8 protein-coding genes and 1 riboswitch are annotated in these 16,553 nt (G+C 34.8%); of the genes, 7 read left to right on the top strand and 1 reads right to left on the bottom strand.

Features of this window, described 5'->3' with window-relative positions; genetic code table 11:
• Positions 1-239 precede the first annotated feature (239 nt).
• From RT261_RS18910 to RT261_RS18890, 5 genes are all read left to right on the top strand, one after another.
• A complete protein-coding gene (locus tag RT261_RS18910) occupies positions 240-4,229 on the top strand; it encodes a collagen binding domain-containing protein (RefSeq protein ID WP_313134684.1) in 3,990 nt (1,329 codons plus the stop codon).
• A gap of 146 nt (positions 4,230-4,375) precedes the next feature.
• Positions 4,376-5,131, top strand: a complete 756-nt coding sequence (locus tag RT261_RS18905; RefSeq protein WP_313134683.1) for a sortase — start codon at positions 4,376-4,378, stop codon at positions 5,129-5,131.
• A gap of 107 nt (positions 5,132-5,238) precedes the next feature.
• A riboswitch (cyclic di-GMP riboswitch) is annotated at positions 5,239-5,323 on the top strand.
• A gap of 13 nt (positions 5,324-5,336) precedes the next feature.
• The gene (locus RT261_RS18900) at positions 5,337-6,137 is read left to right on the top strand and encodes a transglutaminase-like domain-containing protein (protein ID WP_313134682.1); all 801 of its coding nucleotides are present in this window, start codon (positions 5,337-5,339) and stop codon (positions 6,135-6,137) included.
• A gap of 301 nt (positions 6,138-6,438) precedes the next feature.
• On the top strand, positions 6,439-6,930 hold the full coding sequence (locus RT261_RS18895; protein WP_313134681.1) for a DUF6591 domain-containing protein: 492 nt from the start codon (positions 6,439-6,441) through the stop codon (positions 6,928-6,930).
• Positions 6,931-7,001: 71 nt separating this feature from the next.
• Positions 7,002-7,484: a DUF4870 domain-containing protein gene (locus RT261_RS18890; protein ID WP_313134680.1), complete on the top strand. Its 483-nt coding sequence runs from the start codon at positions 7,002-7,004 to the stop codon at positions 7,482-7,484.
• 243 nt (positions 7,485-7,727) lie between these two features.
• On the opposite strand, the gene RT261_RS18885 is transcribed toward RT261_RS18890, so the two are convergent.
• A complete protein-coding gene (locus RT261_RS18885) occupies positions 7,728-8,801 on the bottom strand; it encodes an ATPase (RefSeq protein ID WP_313134679.1) in 1,074 nt (357 codons plus the stop codon).
• A 365-nt stretch (positions 8,802-9,166) separates the two neighbouring features.
• Between RT261_RS18885 and RT261_RS18880 the strand changes: the two genes are divergently transcribed.
• Both RT261_RS18880 and RT261_RS18875 read left to right on the top strand, forming a co-directional pair.
• Complete coding sequence (locus RT261_RS18880) at positions 9,167-9,496, top strand: ClpP family protease (RefSeq protein WP_331665534.1); 330 nt, start codon at positions 9,167-9,169, stop codon at positions 9,494-9,496.
• A gap of 483 nt (positions 9,497-9,979) precedes the next feature.
• On the top strand, positions 9,980-16,553 hold a 6,574-nt coding region (locus RT261_RS18875; RefSeq protein ID WP_313134678.1), incomplete at its 3' end, for a polysaccharide lyase family 8 super-sandwich domain-containing protein.

Genomic DNA, 16,553 nt, shown 5'->3' with positions numbered 1-16,553 from the left:
TGGATAACCTATATTAGGCAAAGCGTACGTACATTAATAACCTAAATTTTTATTTCTCCATGAATAGCAAAAAACAACCCTTTATTAAACAAAAAATGGATAGATAGATTTGCTTATATAATGGATAATATTTGGTGACTAGGAAAAAAGTACTATATGTATGTTCGCAGGATAACCATAAAGTGTCTTGTTTTCCCGAATTATATTGAAATATATTGAATAGATGGAGAGGAGAAAGTATGTTAAAACAAATTAGGAACAGGCAATTTAAGAGTAAATTAACGTTTATACTTATAATTGCAATATTGATACAGACGATATTCCCGTTCTTTGGGAATAACACTTATGCAGCAGAGACTGATGAAGAGGTTCAAGAAGAATTTCAAAACGAAACTATTTCAGAGGTCAGTGCCGTTACCGGCTCTGCAATAGCAACAACTGGAGCAGCTATAACCGGCTATATTAATAAGATTGAGATAAAAGATGAAAATGAAAATGATTTTGTAGGAGAAATAAAAATAAATTCAAAAATCTTATTAAAATATTCCTATGTTATTCCGGATGAAGAGATTGTTGACACTACAAAAGTTTATACACTGACTATTCCACCGGAAATAAATATTTTAAAGGATGAAACCATTCTTTTAAAAGATGGGAAAATTGATACCGATGGAGATGGGATTCCAGATGCAGATCGTGTAGTTGCAACAGTTCGCGTATATAAGGATAATACCATAACCTATCAATTTGAAGAAGAGATAAACAATAAGGAGAAATTATTTGATCGATTTGGGTACTTCTATATATACAGTGAATTTGATGAAATAACTATAGGTACGGGCGGTCCTAAAGAGATTATATTTGATTTAGGCGGTGGCGCTACTACAAATATTTATGTTGACTTTGAAAAAGTGGATGAAACAGCCAATATAAAACTTGTGAAGTCAGGAAGTTATGATACTAATAAAAATGAGATTACGTGGAGCATAGTAATCACACCAGAAACAACCCCCAATAGAAAACCAATTTCTAATGTTGTAATTAAAGATATTATTCAGGAAGGGCAGACTTATATAGAAGATTCCGCTTCCATTTTACCCAAAGTAGAGGAAGGAAGCGTATTCTGGGATGAAGCCAATAGTGAACTATCTTATCACTTTGGACGTGATATTAATACAACCGATAATGAAACTTACACATTAACGTTTAAAACGAAAGTTGACACTTCCTTATTTGATAAAGAAGGAGAACAGGTATTTTTTAAGAATCAGGCAGCATCAACTTTTGAGAATGATAAAACATCACTGTCAAATGAAGCTACTGTAAATACAACTGTTGATTTTGTAAAAAAAGATGGTAGTTATAGTTCCAAAAAAATAAAATGGACAGTAACTGTAAATAAAAACAATGTATTAATACCGGATGCAGTAATTATTGATAAAATACCAGAAGGTCTTGCTCTGGATACTAATTCTGTTACATTAGATGGTAAAAAAATTAGTTTAGACACTGATTTTACGTATGCTGGTAATGAATTAAGATATGAATTTAAAAAGGCAATTCAAGAAACTCATATATTAGAGTATTATACAGATGTAATAGATGAAACCGTTTATGATTCCAACACTGGAAAAACATTCACTAATAATGTAGGGTTAGAAGGCACCGGTGTTCCAGGTAATGCAAAAGATGGAAAAGGTGTATATGTAGGTTCCAATATTATTAGTAAAGAAGGCAAAGGTTACGATAGTTCTAACCACATAATTACGTGGAAAATAACTATAAATTCAAATAAGATATCCATAAAAAATGCAGTTGTAACAGATAGTATTCCAAGTGGATTAGAATATGTGGATGGTTCTTTTAAAATTACTCCAAATGATTCAAACGGAACTTTTGATTATACACCAGCTAATAGCGGAGATAATAAAAAAACTGGAACCTTTACCTATACATTTGCAGACACTATAAATGATACTTATGTCATTGAATTTAAAACAAAGGTAAAAGACAATACAGTATATGCAGTAAATGGAAGTAAGGATTTCCAAAATACTGTTAATTTAAAAGGTATAAATGCAAATACCAACAATACTATTGATTCATCCGCTACCGCAACCCAACGGGTGATCAGTAAAGTAATAGAAAAGACAGGTACTGATTACGATTATTTAAAACGTGAAATCACATGGAAAATTGTTGTGAATCAGAATAATATGCTTATGAAGAATGCCTATGTTACGGATGTTATTGGTGAAAAACAGGAATTTGTCCGCGATTCGGTAACCATAGGAGGTAAAAAGGTTGTGGAAGGCAGTCAACCGGAGGAGAAGAATCGTTATTACTATGATGAAGCAACAAGAACATTAAGATATAATTTCCCAGAAGAAATTACATCGGAGCAGGTTATAACATTTAAAACTAAGATTGTGGACCTTTCCATTTTTGACACTAATAGTGATAAGACCTTATCAAATACAGGCGAGCTATCTGGTGATGATATTCCAGGCAATGTAAAATCAACAGGAACAAAAACTATTAAAAATACAGTTGTAAGTAAAATAGGTATCTATTCTACCGGTAATTCTTACATTGATTGGGAAGTTGATGTTAACCAGAATAAAGTTCCAATTAAAGATGCTGTTTTAGAAGATACTTTACAAGCAGGATTGGAATTAGACTCTTCTTCTGTTAAATTGATTCGGTTAAATACCAAAGCAACAGACGGAAGTTTATCAGAGGGAGAAGAGGTAACAGCCCAACTATTAAGTGTAAAATATGATATAGCTTCCGGAAAAGTCAATTTCATATTTAAAGGAGAAATTGACAGCGCTTATCGGCTTAAATTCAGAACAGATATTGATGAAGCTTATAAGAACGGAACCTTTTCAAATGCTATTACATTTAAAGGTAGTGGAATTTCTCAGAATGGAGCAAGTAAGTCAATCGGTGTCAGCTTCCAGAACGTAGGCGGAGGTGCCGGCGGTACAGGAAGAGGCAGTATAGGCATTACTAAAGTTGATGAGAATAATACAACAATTAAATTAAAAGGTGCAACCTTTGAACTTCTGGATTTATACCAGAATGTATTAAAAACCTCTGAAGAAACCGGAGAAGATGGCTCGGTAATATTTGATAAACTCAAACTGAATACCACTTATTATATTCGGGAAGCTGTTTCTCCAACCGGTTATAATTTAAGTACGGAATTATATGAATTCAAATTAACGGATGAGAACAAAAATATTACCTATGAATTTAAAAATAGTATCATCACTGGAAATATTATATTCTATAAGCAGGATGAAGAGAATCTTCCGCTTCCTGGAGCAGAATTTACTCTATATCATGAAAATGATACAAACTTTGAGAAGCCTTTGTCTACGGCAATCAGTGATGAACAAGGAAAAGTTGAATTCACAAATGTTCCATATGGCAGTTATAAAATAATGGAAACAAAAGCTCCTGAAGGTTTTATCCTATCCGAAGAAGTTTTAACAGCAACAATCCTTGAAAATTTAGTAATTGTTACAACGATACCGACGAGTATATCCAATACTAAAATAAAAGGGCAGCTAAAGATATTGAAGGTTGATAAAACCACATTAAAGCCTTTGGCTAACGCTAAAATCTCTGTGTATAGTGAGTCAGATGTTTTAATAGCAGAAAAAGAAACAGATGAAGATGGTATAGCTGTATTTGAAAATATACCTTATGGAAACTATTATTTTGTTGAATCCCAGGCTCCTTCCGGATATGTGCGGAATACAGAGAAACATCCTTTTACTATCAGCCAGAGCGGAGAGGTGATTCAAGTAACATTCGAGAATACTGTAATAACTAAACCAACTACACCAGGTGGTAACGAAGACAACGAGGAACCAAATAAGCCGGAAGAGAATAAACCGGAAGAAAATAAGCCGGAAGAAAACAAACCGGAGGAACCTAAACCAAAGGAAAATAAGCCCAAGGAAGAAAAACAGAAAGAACCTAAAGGCGGTAAAAAATCGGATACCAAAAAGTCAGAAGAAGAATATGAAATTGATCCGGACGGTGTACCATTAGGCGGAAAAGAAGGAGATAATGGTAATAACGGAAGTGTAAACAAAGCAGGAACAGAGAAACTACCAAAAACCGGAGAAAGCAGCAGGATTGGATTTTATATAACTGGAGTAATTATGATTTTTATTGGATTCGTTTTAAAAGTAAGAAGAAAACATCATGCGTAAAAGAAAGTAATATTCTATTGTTAAGACGGGATTCTATTCCGTCTTAACAATTATGTAAAACACAGGAATAGATTTAAAATGTCTATAATTAACAAAGACTGTGAAATAAATATTGCTTAACAGTATGTATTCTACTGGAGACAACTATGAAAACTGGGAAAAAAAATAAATTTCTTTCAATAAGTTTTATATTCATAGGCCTATTAATTATGATATATCCCAAAGCCTCTGATTTATACAAAATGTATCAACAACAAAAATTAATAAAAATCTGGCAACAAAGTTTTAATATTATTGAAAAAAACAGTAGTTCCGATCATGATACTGATTATGACAATTACCGTGAGGAAGCCGGGTTCAATAAAGCAGTGGAATTAAGGAATCAAAGTGCAGAAAATAAAGGCATTGGCAACAACATGGAAAATGCAAATGACTCTTTAAAAGGTATAACTGAAGACAATAACGGAGCAAACACTGGAGGTCTATCAGAAAAACTGCAAGAGGATATTGGTATTGAAGGAATCATTAAGATTGAAAAAATAGATTTGGAACTGCCAATATTAACAGATGCCACCGAAAAAAACATGAAAGTATCAGTGGCATCCATTAAAGGCACCGGAAATCCTGGGCAAATTGGAAATTATGCTATTGCAGGACACAGAAGTCATACTTATGGTAAAAATTTTAACAGACTCGATGAAGTTGAAGTAGGAGATTCTATAATAATTAATAACGGTAAAAAGCAATTTAATTATGAAGTAATGGAAAAATTATACGTAAAACCTGAGGAAGTAGAAGTATTAGAGGGTAATGTGACAGACAAAGAAATTACATTAGTTACCTGTCATCCCATGATTAATCCAACCCATAGGTTAATTATAAAAGGAAAAATAAAGGATTAAAATCATTCAAAACCAATCCACGATATAGGACTTTAGACCTATATCGTGGGATGGATATATATGTTAATATATAAAATATAAATACAAATAGTATAACATCGACTTTCAAGCGATAATAGCAAACTTAGTGAAAACTAAAGACGCAAAGCTAAAGGGCCTTCCTTATATAAAAGATGGCAGCCAGTTACCGAAAGGGGAGTTTTTTATGTTTAAAAAACAAATTTTTATTCCCTTATTATCATTTGTTTTAATGTTTAGTTTTATGGTTGATATGGTACAAGCCTCTGGTTCGGATTTTTACAGTGAAGATCTGGAACATGGAATAATCAGTATTCAATATCTGCCAAAGAGCGACAGTAATACAAAAGTAATAATTCAAAAGGGAAATCAAAAGTATATTTATGATCTTAATTCCAATAATACATTTCCGCTGCAATTAGGAAATGGAAATTATACCATATCTGTTTTAGAACAAAAAAGTGGAAATAAATATAAGCTTATTAATAAAGATACGGTAAATTTGAATATAAAGAATGAGAATGTTGTATATTTACAATCCATTCAATCCATTCATTGGGATAAAGATATGAAGGCAATACAAAAAGCCAAAGCGCTGACAAAAAATTCAAAGAGTGATCAGGAAAAAATAGAAGCTATATATAATTACATAGTGAAAAATATAAGTTATGACAAGAAAAAGTCTGCTAATATAAACGCAGACTACATTCCATCTATTGAAAAAACCTTTACTACTTCAAAAGGTATTTGTTATGATTATTCAGCTTTATTTGCCGCAATGCTAAGAAGTGTTGACATCCCTGCAAAACTAGCTATGGGTTATGGGAAAGATATAGACGAATATCATGCATGGAATCAGGTTTATTTTAAGGACAGTAAACAATGGGTTACAATTGATACGACATATGATGCAGGTTTTAAAGACAGTAAATCAAAGAAGTCAATGATAAAAGAAGCTGCGGATTATAGTGTAGAAAAAATCTATTAAAATGTCTTGTTATTAACCCATAAAATTTATGAAAAATAATTGATTTACTTAAGTATAAAGGGGCCTTGCAAAATAGCTAATTTAAGCTATTTTTGCAAGGCTCCTTTTGGGGCTCTGTATCAAGTTTATTATAGAGCTCTTTTTAGTTTGAAAAACTTCTTTTGGATACACAGAAAGCATAAAGAACAAAAAAATTCTTCCTATTTACAGGATAAAGAGTTCTTAGAAAAAGATATTATAAATATATAAGAATAGAGAACAAATTATTATATAATTTATAAAATGGTAAGGGAGGAATCCTATGAAAAAGATTGTATTAGTAGTAGTGTTTGCAGCATTCATTATTTCTCTGGCTGGGTGTAAAAAGAATGTGGAAGAAGAAGCAAGTGAATCTATAGCAGAAAGTTTTGTAGAAAACCCAGAAATAGCTGATATGGATATTGGAGGTACTGTTGTTGTAAAGAACGAAGATGGATCGGAAGTCAGCTATGGAAGTACCCAATGGCCTACTTCAGATTTAGTAAAAGATGTGCCGGTATGTAAGAGTGGATTAATTACCGGAACGGTAGATAGTGAAGAGTATTCTACTATTTACATGGAAGAGGTAAAAGAAAAAGATGCATTGGAATACCTGGAAGAACTAAGGAGGAAGTTTCCAGATAATAGCTATGAAGTGAATGCAGACGATATTATATCATATGGCGGGGAAAATTCTAATGGCATTGCAGTTGTGATATATTATGATATTGCCAGCGAAAGTATATCTATTTCAGTATCAAAGGTAACTGAATAATGAAAAGGTAGTAAAATGGAAAAAACTATTTCATTTAGTAAAGAACGTAAATTAAAAGGAGATGGAGATATATGTATTGTAAATATTGCGGAAAAGAAATAAATGATGACGCAAATTTCTGTGATGGATGTGGCGGAGAAGTTCAAGGTGACACTATGAATAAACAAACTGCCGAAAACGAAAATATTAATAAAGGTAACGATAATATTTCAAGTACTGGTAAGGTAAAAAAAGATTCCAGTAACAAAGTAATATTTATACTTTCCTATTTGGGAATTTTATTCTTTCTACCCCTTGTAGTCTGTCCGGAATCTAAAACCGGGAGATTCCATGCCAATCAAGGACTGGTACTTCTTATTACAGGATTTGCCGGACATTTTATATTATCAATTTTATTTTCCATATTATCATGGCGGTTATGGGGATTGATTTCCTTACTATTTACTTTGTGGGGATTAGTATTACTAGCCTTGATTGTTATTGGAATGATCAATGCAGGCAGAGGAGAAGAAAAGCCATTACCTGTCATTGGAGGAATACAAATTATAAAATAGTCTTATAATCAGTATTTAAAATAAATACTGAGAGTTTACAAGTAAACTGATATAATCCCTCCAAAGTAGATTTGGTTATTTACGGTCTACTTTAGAGGGATTATATCAAAGGTCTCTCTTTTTTAATACATAATTTGATTTAATTATTATAGTTTTAATAAAAAACAATGGAGTAAATCAGAAGTGGAACGCATAAATACAATACACTGAGCTTGCATTTATCTTTTTCTATAAGAGTCGGTTCTATTTTTCAAACTTCTTATATAACTCTTCAAAGAATTTGTCGACTCCTTTAAAGTCCATGCTCTTTACATAATAGGCCTCTAAGCGTTCATGTTCTTGTTTTGTTTCAGAAAGCTTGATTAATGCCAGGTTAATAAGTAATTCATATAGCTGAATGTTATTCTCCAATTCTTCCTGATCTTTTATTTTTTTATAATCAATAATATGATTTAGATTAATAACTGCATTATATTTCTGACGGGAGCTGTCTTCGGAAGTTATAATCATTGCATCCAATGGGGGAACAAATATATGCTGAAGCTTGCCGGGAGTTAGTGGATCATAGTAGCCTTCAACATCATATCCTCTTTCCAGTGCTTCATCTGCAATAAAGTTCAACAATTTTGCGGAAGCATTTTTATTCTTTCCATTAATGGCCCATACTTTTTTGTCTTTACATAAAGATTCTGTATACTGAATATATCCATTTGCAGTATAAGCTTCGCTAAATAGTTTTTTAATTTTACCAGGTGATTGATATTCATCGTCCTGTAAACTGTTAGAGAAGAATTTTGAGGATACTTCTTTGCATAAGTTCCAAAACTTACTATAATTAGTCACCTCATCATATATGGATTGGATTTCTTCCGATATTAGACCGGCACATTCTAAGTAGCGATAAGCACTTTTATAGATGTTAGATTTCTTTTTAGTAATCAGCATGATTTCTTGTCTGTTTTCTTCCAACTTTTTATTATCCAAATAAGTTCCAAGATTAACAATTTCATCTACGGCTCCGGGAATTTTAGGGTCTATGGTATGTGGAGCAGTACCATCTACAAAAGCAATTTTTAATTTTGGAATTAAAATTCCGTCTAAACTGTCATTGTCACTGGAACAATGAACGTATTCTACATCATATCCTTTTTTCATCATTCTGGTCCCGATTTTTTTCATAAAAGAGCTTTTTCCTACACCGGGGCCACCTTTTAAAATATAAATATGGTTTGCCTCCTCCGGATTAAAGGTATAGTTAAAATAGCTATAGAATCCAACGGAAGTATTATTACCGGCAAATACATGTTTTTCTTTCAAACTGGCACTTCCTAATATTGTGATATAAACTTATTATATGTAGGTGTTTTTATTATGTTAATATCAGCGGAGAGTTTTGGGAAGTTGAAGCTATTTTCTAAAGAACTTGCGAACTCATATTACTAAGAGAATCTTGACTTTTTCTAAAATATGAGCAAGAATTATCAAGAATTAATTTATAATAGAATATATAATATATGATATCATCTCGAAAAGGAGAAAGTATATGGATAATCACTTTAAAGTGCGTGCTTCACTTGAATATATTGAAAAAAATCTGAATGATAAGATTAATCTTGACAAGCTTGCTCAAAAATCATATCTTTCAAAATATCATTATCATAGGCTTTTTCACAAAATGACAGGTGAATCCGTCGCCAGATATATTACCAGAAGGCGCAGCTTCCTTACTTCTGGCATCGGGGAAGAAAGGCAAATGCTTTGCCCTGAAAAACAGCGAAGTACTGATTCACCAGCCGTCAATATCCGGCGGGCAGCAGGGGCAGGCCACGGATATTAAGATACATAGTGACTGGCTTGAAAAGACAAAAGAGACGCTGAATGAAATATATAGCAGGCTTACAGGTCAGCCGGTACAAAAGGTTAAAGAGGATATGGAAAGAGACTGTTATATGACGGCTGAACAAGCGAAAGAATATGGGTTAATTGATAAGATTTTATTAGGTCGTGGGTAACACCTGCTGGGTCTCACGCTAGCTCCCATGGCATAAATCATCTGCTTGCAGATGGTTTACTGCCTCAAATCAGGGCGTGAATTATGTATTTTAATAATTCACACTATCGCCGATAAATGGAAGGTTTATAAATCCGGCATAAAAAATCTGATGCTTTTGAGCTTATATAAAACAGAAACAATTTAATAAATCTGCCACTGGGTAAAGCAATCACGAGGTTATGTTTTTCATCAATGAAAACATAACCTTTTCTGTGGAATTAAAGAAAAAATTGGGTTGAAAATTTCCTTTTATATACTATGTCATTAACATAAAAACATATTAATAGGATAAATAACTATAAAAATAGTAAAGTTTAACAATTGAAACAATACTAATACGTCAATAACATAAAAATTGCCTATAAACCAATAAATCTGCTTATAGAAGATTGTATATATTGTCTGCTAAATTATATATATGATAAAAAACAAGGAGGACCGTATGAAAAAATTTATTAGACTAAAAGCAAAAGTTGTTTCACTGCTAATAATAACATGCTTTATGGGAAACAGTTTGCTTCCTGCATTAGCTATGGAAACTTCGGATGTATCCACACTATTAGAGAACTTATCAGATGAAACGGTGGAAGAAGTACCGGTAGATGAGGCATCTAAAGGAGAAATATCGAATGAAGAAGCGCCGGGAGACAAGGCAACGGAGGAGGAGCTTTCTGATAATGCTGTATCAGATGTTCTGGTGACAGAAGATGAAAAAGAAACCGATGAAGCATTAAAAATCCAGCAGGAAGAGATGCAAACTCTGTCTGTAAACAATAATTTGGTGAATCTGGCACAAGGTAATAATAACAGCTTTGAAGCAGAACAGACAGCAACTGGCACAGCAGCTAACTGGTGGGTGAATAAAATCAATCCTGTGGATTGGAATGATATGTGGGCAGCCAAGGTGCCAACAGTGAGTCCAAGCGCTGTTACGTTTTCATTTGATAAAGAAATATCTTATGACGGGCAGCAGTCAGTGAAATATGCTTCAGGAGACAATACCGGGCGATTTGAAATATACACCAATGTAGAAAATATGAAGTTAAAAGGCAGTTACGAATTCTCTGCCAAGGTTAAAGCAGACACGGTTAAGGGAACAGGTTTCTATTTAAGGGTACAAACCTACCGTCCCTCAAGCAGCGGAAATAATTCTACATTACAAACCTATGGCACAAGTGCCAGAATAACTGGAACAACAGATGGCTGGGTAACTTTAAAATTACCAGTTGAGATAAATGAATCCATTGATGTGGGACGTATTCGTTTAGAAATGTTTTTTGAATATTTAACTGGAACCATATGGGTAGATGATGTATCGTTAGTGCGTTTACCCAAATTAAGCCTGAACGAAACTGAGAAAAAAATAGCAGTTTCAGAAGAATTTGAATTGGTAACTACCTGCGACGATGATACCATAGACTTAAGCGCAGTTACATATACTTCTTCTGATCCCGCAGTGGTATCGGTGGAAGGCAGTGGAGAAAAAGCAAAATTAGCGGGACTAAAAACAGGTAATTCAACTATTACAGCTTCTTTAGGGGAATACCAGGTTTCCTGTCTTGTTGTAGTAGAAGATTCCTCTGTAAAAGACGTCTTTCATACAGTAAGACAGCAATGGTCTGACCGGTTAACCGGTAATAATTTTACAGATATGTCTGATAGCGACTATGTAAAAATTATGGAACAGGTGGATAAGACAGCCCAAGCTTATATTGATACGCTGATTAAGAAACCGGCCGGAACAGATACAAGAACTACTTTGTGGAGCGACTTAAATTTAACAGTTGCTTATAAACCGTCAAGTAATTCAGCGGATTCCGTAGCATTTAATACGGCATTTGAACGGATTTATGCCATAGCCCTGGCATACGCCTCCAAAGGCTCTGAATATTACAAGGATGAACCACTTAAGAATGAAATTATATCCGCACTGGAATGGATGTATACCAATGTATATAATGAAAATTATAGCGTAAAAGACAAGTTGTACGGAAACTGGTGGCACTGGCAGATTGGAATGTCTCAAAGCTTAGCCAATACTGTTATTTTGATGTATGATGAACTGGATAAAGATCTTATTAACAGGGAAGTTAAGACCTTAGGAAAATTTAATGAAGATCCTAATTATGCGTATAAAGTACAGGGCTGGGGTAAAATGGATATGACCAGTGCAAACCTTATGGATACGTCACTGGTATCAGCATTAAAATCAGTCATTGGAATGGATAGTACAGGTATTAGTCAGGCAAAAGAAGCAATCAGTACCGTATTGCCTTATGTGACTTCCGGAGATGGCTTTTATGAAGACGGCTCCTGTATACAGCATACAAATCTTGCTTATACCGGAGGATATGGCTCAACACTGTTGAAAGGTATTGAAAAAATACTATTTTTAGTAGACGGCACTCCCTGGACAGTAGCAGATCCCAATGTAATAAATGTATATGAATGGATATGGAATGGATACCGTCCATTATTTGCAGATGGCGTCATTATGGATATGGTCAGCGGAAGAGGAATTGCAAGACCTTCCAGAACCGATCTTACTGCGGGCCGGGGTGTCTTACAAGGGGCGTTATTGTTATCCATAACAGCACCGGAACATATAAAAGCTGATATTCAGGGTTTTGCAAAAAAACACTTACAAAGTGCTATGGCATATGATGAAAATTATCTGACCAATATGTCAATAGGAGAAATGACAGAAGCTAAAAATATACTAAATGATTCCGGTATTACTCCAGATGATGGAATCCCTTATTTTAAGATGTTTTCTGTTATGGATAAGGCAGTCCATCATACCGATAAATTCTCATTGGGAATTAGTATGTATTCAAAAAGAACCGGAAGTTTTGAGTATGGTAACGGTGAAAACATAAAAGGCTATCACATGTCAGATGGTGCATTATATTTATATAATGGTGATCAATCCCAATTTGCCGATAATTATTGGCCCACAGTTGATCCTATGAGATTAGCCGGCATTACCACAGATCACACAGTGGGTACCATAAGTTCCACCTGGGATCCTCATACCAGTACAAAAAGCTGGGTTGGAGGTTCTTCCCTACTGAATCTTTATGGTTCCGTAGGTATGGATTTTGAAATCGAAAATAGTAGTTTAACCGGTAAAAAGTCCTGGTTTAATTTTGATAATGAAGTAGTTGCTTTAGGAGCAGGCATTACTTCAACAGAAAATAAAAAGACAGAAACCATAGTAGAAAACCGCAAAATTAATGGAAATAATACATTATTAATTAATGGAACACCGGAAGTAAAAAATATTGGTGATTCCAAGACAGTGGATAATATAAGCCATGCCTGGCTATCCGGTAATTTAGCAGATGGGTCTGATTCTATCGGCTATTATTTTCCGGAAGCAGTATCCTTAAATCTGTTAAGAGAGGCAAGAAGCGGCAGCTGGAGAGATATTAATACTTCTGTATCAGAAAGTTCAGAAGCTGCCATTCCGGTAACAAGAAATTACCTAAGCCTTGGGATTGATCATGGTAATAATCCGGATATGGAATCATACAGCTATGTTCTATTACCAAATCATACAGCAGAAGAAACCAGCAATTATCAAAAGTCACCGGATATTGAAATAGTATCCAATACAGAAGTAGTTCAAGCAGTGAAAGAAAAAACACTGGGAGTAAGCGGATATAACTTCTGGTCAAAGGGAAGTGTAAATGGAATAGAATCCGATGGAGCTTCTTCCGTAACGATGAAAGAAACGGAAAATGGTTTAATTCTTGGCATTTCCGATCCTACCCAGTCACAAGCCAGTGTAAGTATTACATTAGATGGCACTTATGATGTAAAAAGTGGAGACGGAAATATAACAGCATCCCAAAGAAAGGAAAAAACCACTATTGTAGCTATTACAACCGATGCTCAGGGAAAAACTTTTTATGTGGAACTGGAAAAATCAGAAAATACAGAGGAAGGCAGTGAAAAATTCCAGCAGCTATATAACCGGGCATACCAACAAATATTAGGAGTAATGCCGGATACCACATTTGATTTAAAAAATGATGTTTTAAAAGCATATGTAACAAAATTAAATACGGATACGAACAAATATTGGAGTCTGCTTATTCCTTCCACAGATACAACCAGAGATAGGATTTTTACAGGAATAAAACCTGTACTTGCAGGAGGCCCTAATTCAAACAGCGCAGACTTAACTACAACATTTTCCTATCTATTTAAATTGACACAAGCTTATGCGACTAACGGAACAGATTTATATCAGAATGAAAATGTAATTAATGAAGTATTGGCAGCGATTGATTTTATGATCAGTAATAAATGGTATGGACGAGGGGTGCCTGCCAATAGCGGCAGCGTAAATTATTATGGAAACTGGTGGGATCACCGAATCGGGGTACCAGCTCAATTATTACCTACCATGATTTTATTACGGGATCATGAAAAGCTGACCAATGGACGCTATGAAACCTATATGGATGCACTAACCTATCAAAAGGCAAATGACTGGGGAACTTATACCAGTGCTAATCTTGCGGATATTGGCTTAAATGCTATGTATTATAGCATATTAGAAGAAGATGGCAGCCTTTTAATGAGTTTGAAAGAACGATTTGGAAGAGAGTTATTTAGCTATGTTACTTCCGGAAACGGATGGTATAAAGACGGCTCTTACATTGATCATTCTATTTATGCTTACACAGGAGGATATGGCTCTGCTTTAATTTCAGCTATGAGCAGAATTCTCCCTATTCTGAAAAATACGGAATTTGAAATGCTATTTGGGGATGATAGAGATACGTTCTATGATAATGTTTTGCTGGAAAGTTATATACCTCTTCATTATGCAGGAACCATCTCCGATGCAGTTTCAGGAAGAAGTGTAACAAGAGAAACCGCACAATTTAGAACCAGTGCAGGTCAATTAGCCGTTATGTCGGACTCTTTATCACCGGAAGCCGCACTAAAGGTAAAGCAGGTTGTAAAGAAATGGCTGTTAGAGGATGATGCCTTGTTAAGCAGATTAGTCAGACCCAGAGAATTAACTGCTTGTATTAATATATTAAATGATAGTTCCATTCATCCGGCAAGTGTGGAAGAAGGAGTGTATGCCTACTCTAACATGGATAAAGTAGTAAATTATACGGATAAGTATATGGCTGTAATATCAAAGCATTCTAAGAAGATAGCCAACTATGAATCCATTAATACAGAAGGCTATAAATTTTGGAATATCTCAGATGGTGCATTATTATTAAATACATCGGATATTAACCATTTCCGTAGTGGTTACTGGGCAACAGCAGATTTACTCAGACTTCCGGGTATTACAACGCTATATGATGTTACAAGAGGAAATGCAACCGGTGCCGGTACAACCAATCCAAATGACTGGGTAGGAGGCACCAGCTTAGGTAAATACGGAGTGACCGGACTACAGATTACCACTATGGGTAACGGTGCGGCAAGAGATGGTGTGAATGCTAAGAAATCCTGGTTTATGCTGGATGATGAAATTGTTTCATTAGGTTCGGACATCTATGTTAAAAATTCCAATTTAACTTCTAAGGCCGAAACCATAGTTGAAAATAGAAGAATAGATACAGAATTGTCAAATGGTTTTCTTATTAATGGGGAAGAGGTTAATATAAAAGATGTTAGACAAGAGGTGCCTTATTTATCTATATATGCTCCGGTATATGACACATCCAATACCGCAGCGGACAAGATACATGCACATTCTCTAAATTACCCTACAAGCAAAGAGGCTGAGATAATTAAGCTGGAAACCAAGATGCGTTTTCCAGAAGGTAAACGAAATTCAGCTCTGCGAATTTATGGGGAAACAGACGACGGTGTTCTGGGTATAGCTTATGAATTGTTCTTAAACAATTCATCTACCGGTGCATTAAAAGCCTGGGGAGGCGCAGGTGGCGATTTTAATATGGATGGCAGACAATGGTTTACAGTAGAAGCAGAAATCATTCCATCCACTCGAACGATTACCATAAAGATAACCGATCAAAATAATAACTCTTTCACTAAGGCCGGTGCATTTATGGGCAGCTTAAATAATCCCAACAAGATTACAAGCATAGGATTTTACACACCAGGTACCTTAGAAGGTATGGTTGATATAGCATACTTACGTATTACAGAAGATGATGTAACTACTTGTAATGCTGATTTTAGTAAAGTAACAGCATCCAAACTTCCTGATAAGTTTTTCTCATTATGTGCTAATAGTTATGGAAAGCCCTGGACAGGTCATGAGCATACAGGATTTACAATAAAAACAAAAGAAGAAGTAATAGTGCAGGATAGGGAAGATGATGAATATATCAATGCACAGTGGGCTTACCTGTCAGAGAAAGATGGCAATGGCATAGGCTATTATTTCCCGGAAGGTGAGACAGTAAAAGCATTTAAAGAAAGCAGAACCGGAAAATGGGAAGATATCAATGGTTTATCCGGAATGCGTTATTCCGATGACCCATTAACCAGGGGATATGCAACCATGTATATTGATCATGGTGTTCAGCCGGAGAATGCAGATTATGCATATGTGTTATTGCCGGAAGCTACATTAGAGAAAACAAAAGCCTATGAAGCATCACCGGATGTAACAATTATTGCAAATACTTCTGATGTACATGCAGTACTGGAGAATAAGTTAAATATTACAGCAATGAATTTTTGGCAGGAAGCAGGAAAGAGTGTAACGGCAGGAAAAGTAACTTCTAACGGTCCGGCTTCCGTAATGGTACAGGAAACATCGGAAGGCTTTACTGTTTCCGTATCTGATCCAACAAGCTTACAAGATTCAATGAAAGTTGTAGTTGAGATTCCATATGATAAGATTACATCTTTATCGGAGGGAATGACAGCTGAATTATCTGGGGAGAATACCGTTATAACTATTAATTCTAACCCAGGAGTAAAAGGAGAAGTATTCCTGGCGGAATTTACAAAGGTAGAGACCGATTCAGGAGAGACCGACCCAGGAGAAACGAACCCAGGAG

The sequence above is a fragment of the Anaerocolumna sp. genome (assembly GCF_032079385.1).
Classification (GTDB): Bacteria; Bacillota; Clostridia; order Lachnospirales; family Lachnospiraceae; genus Anaerocolumna.
Note: the sequence above shows the minus strand (reverse complement) of the source record. Positions and strands in the feature narration are given on the sequence as shown.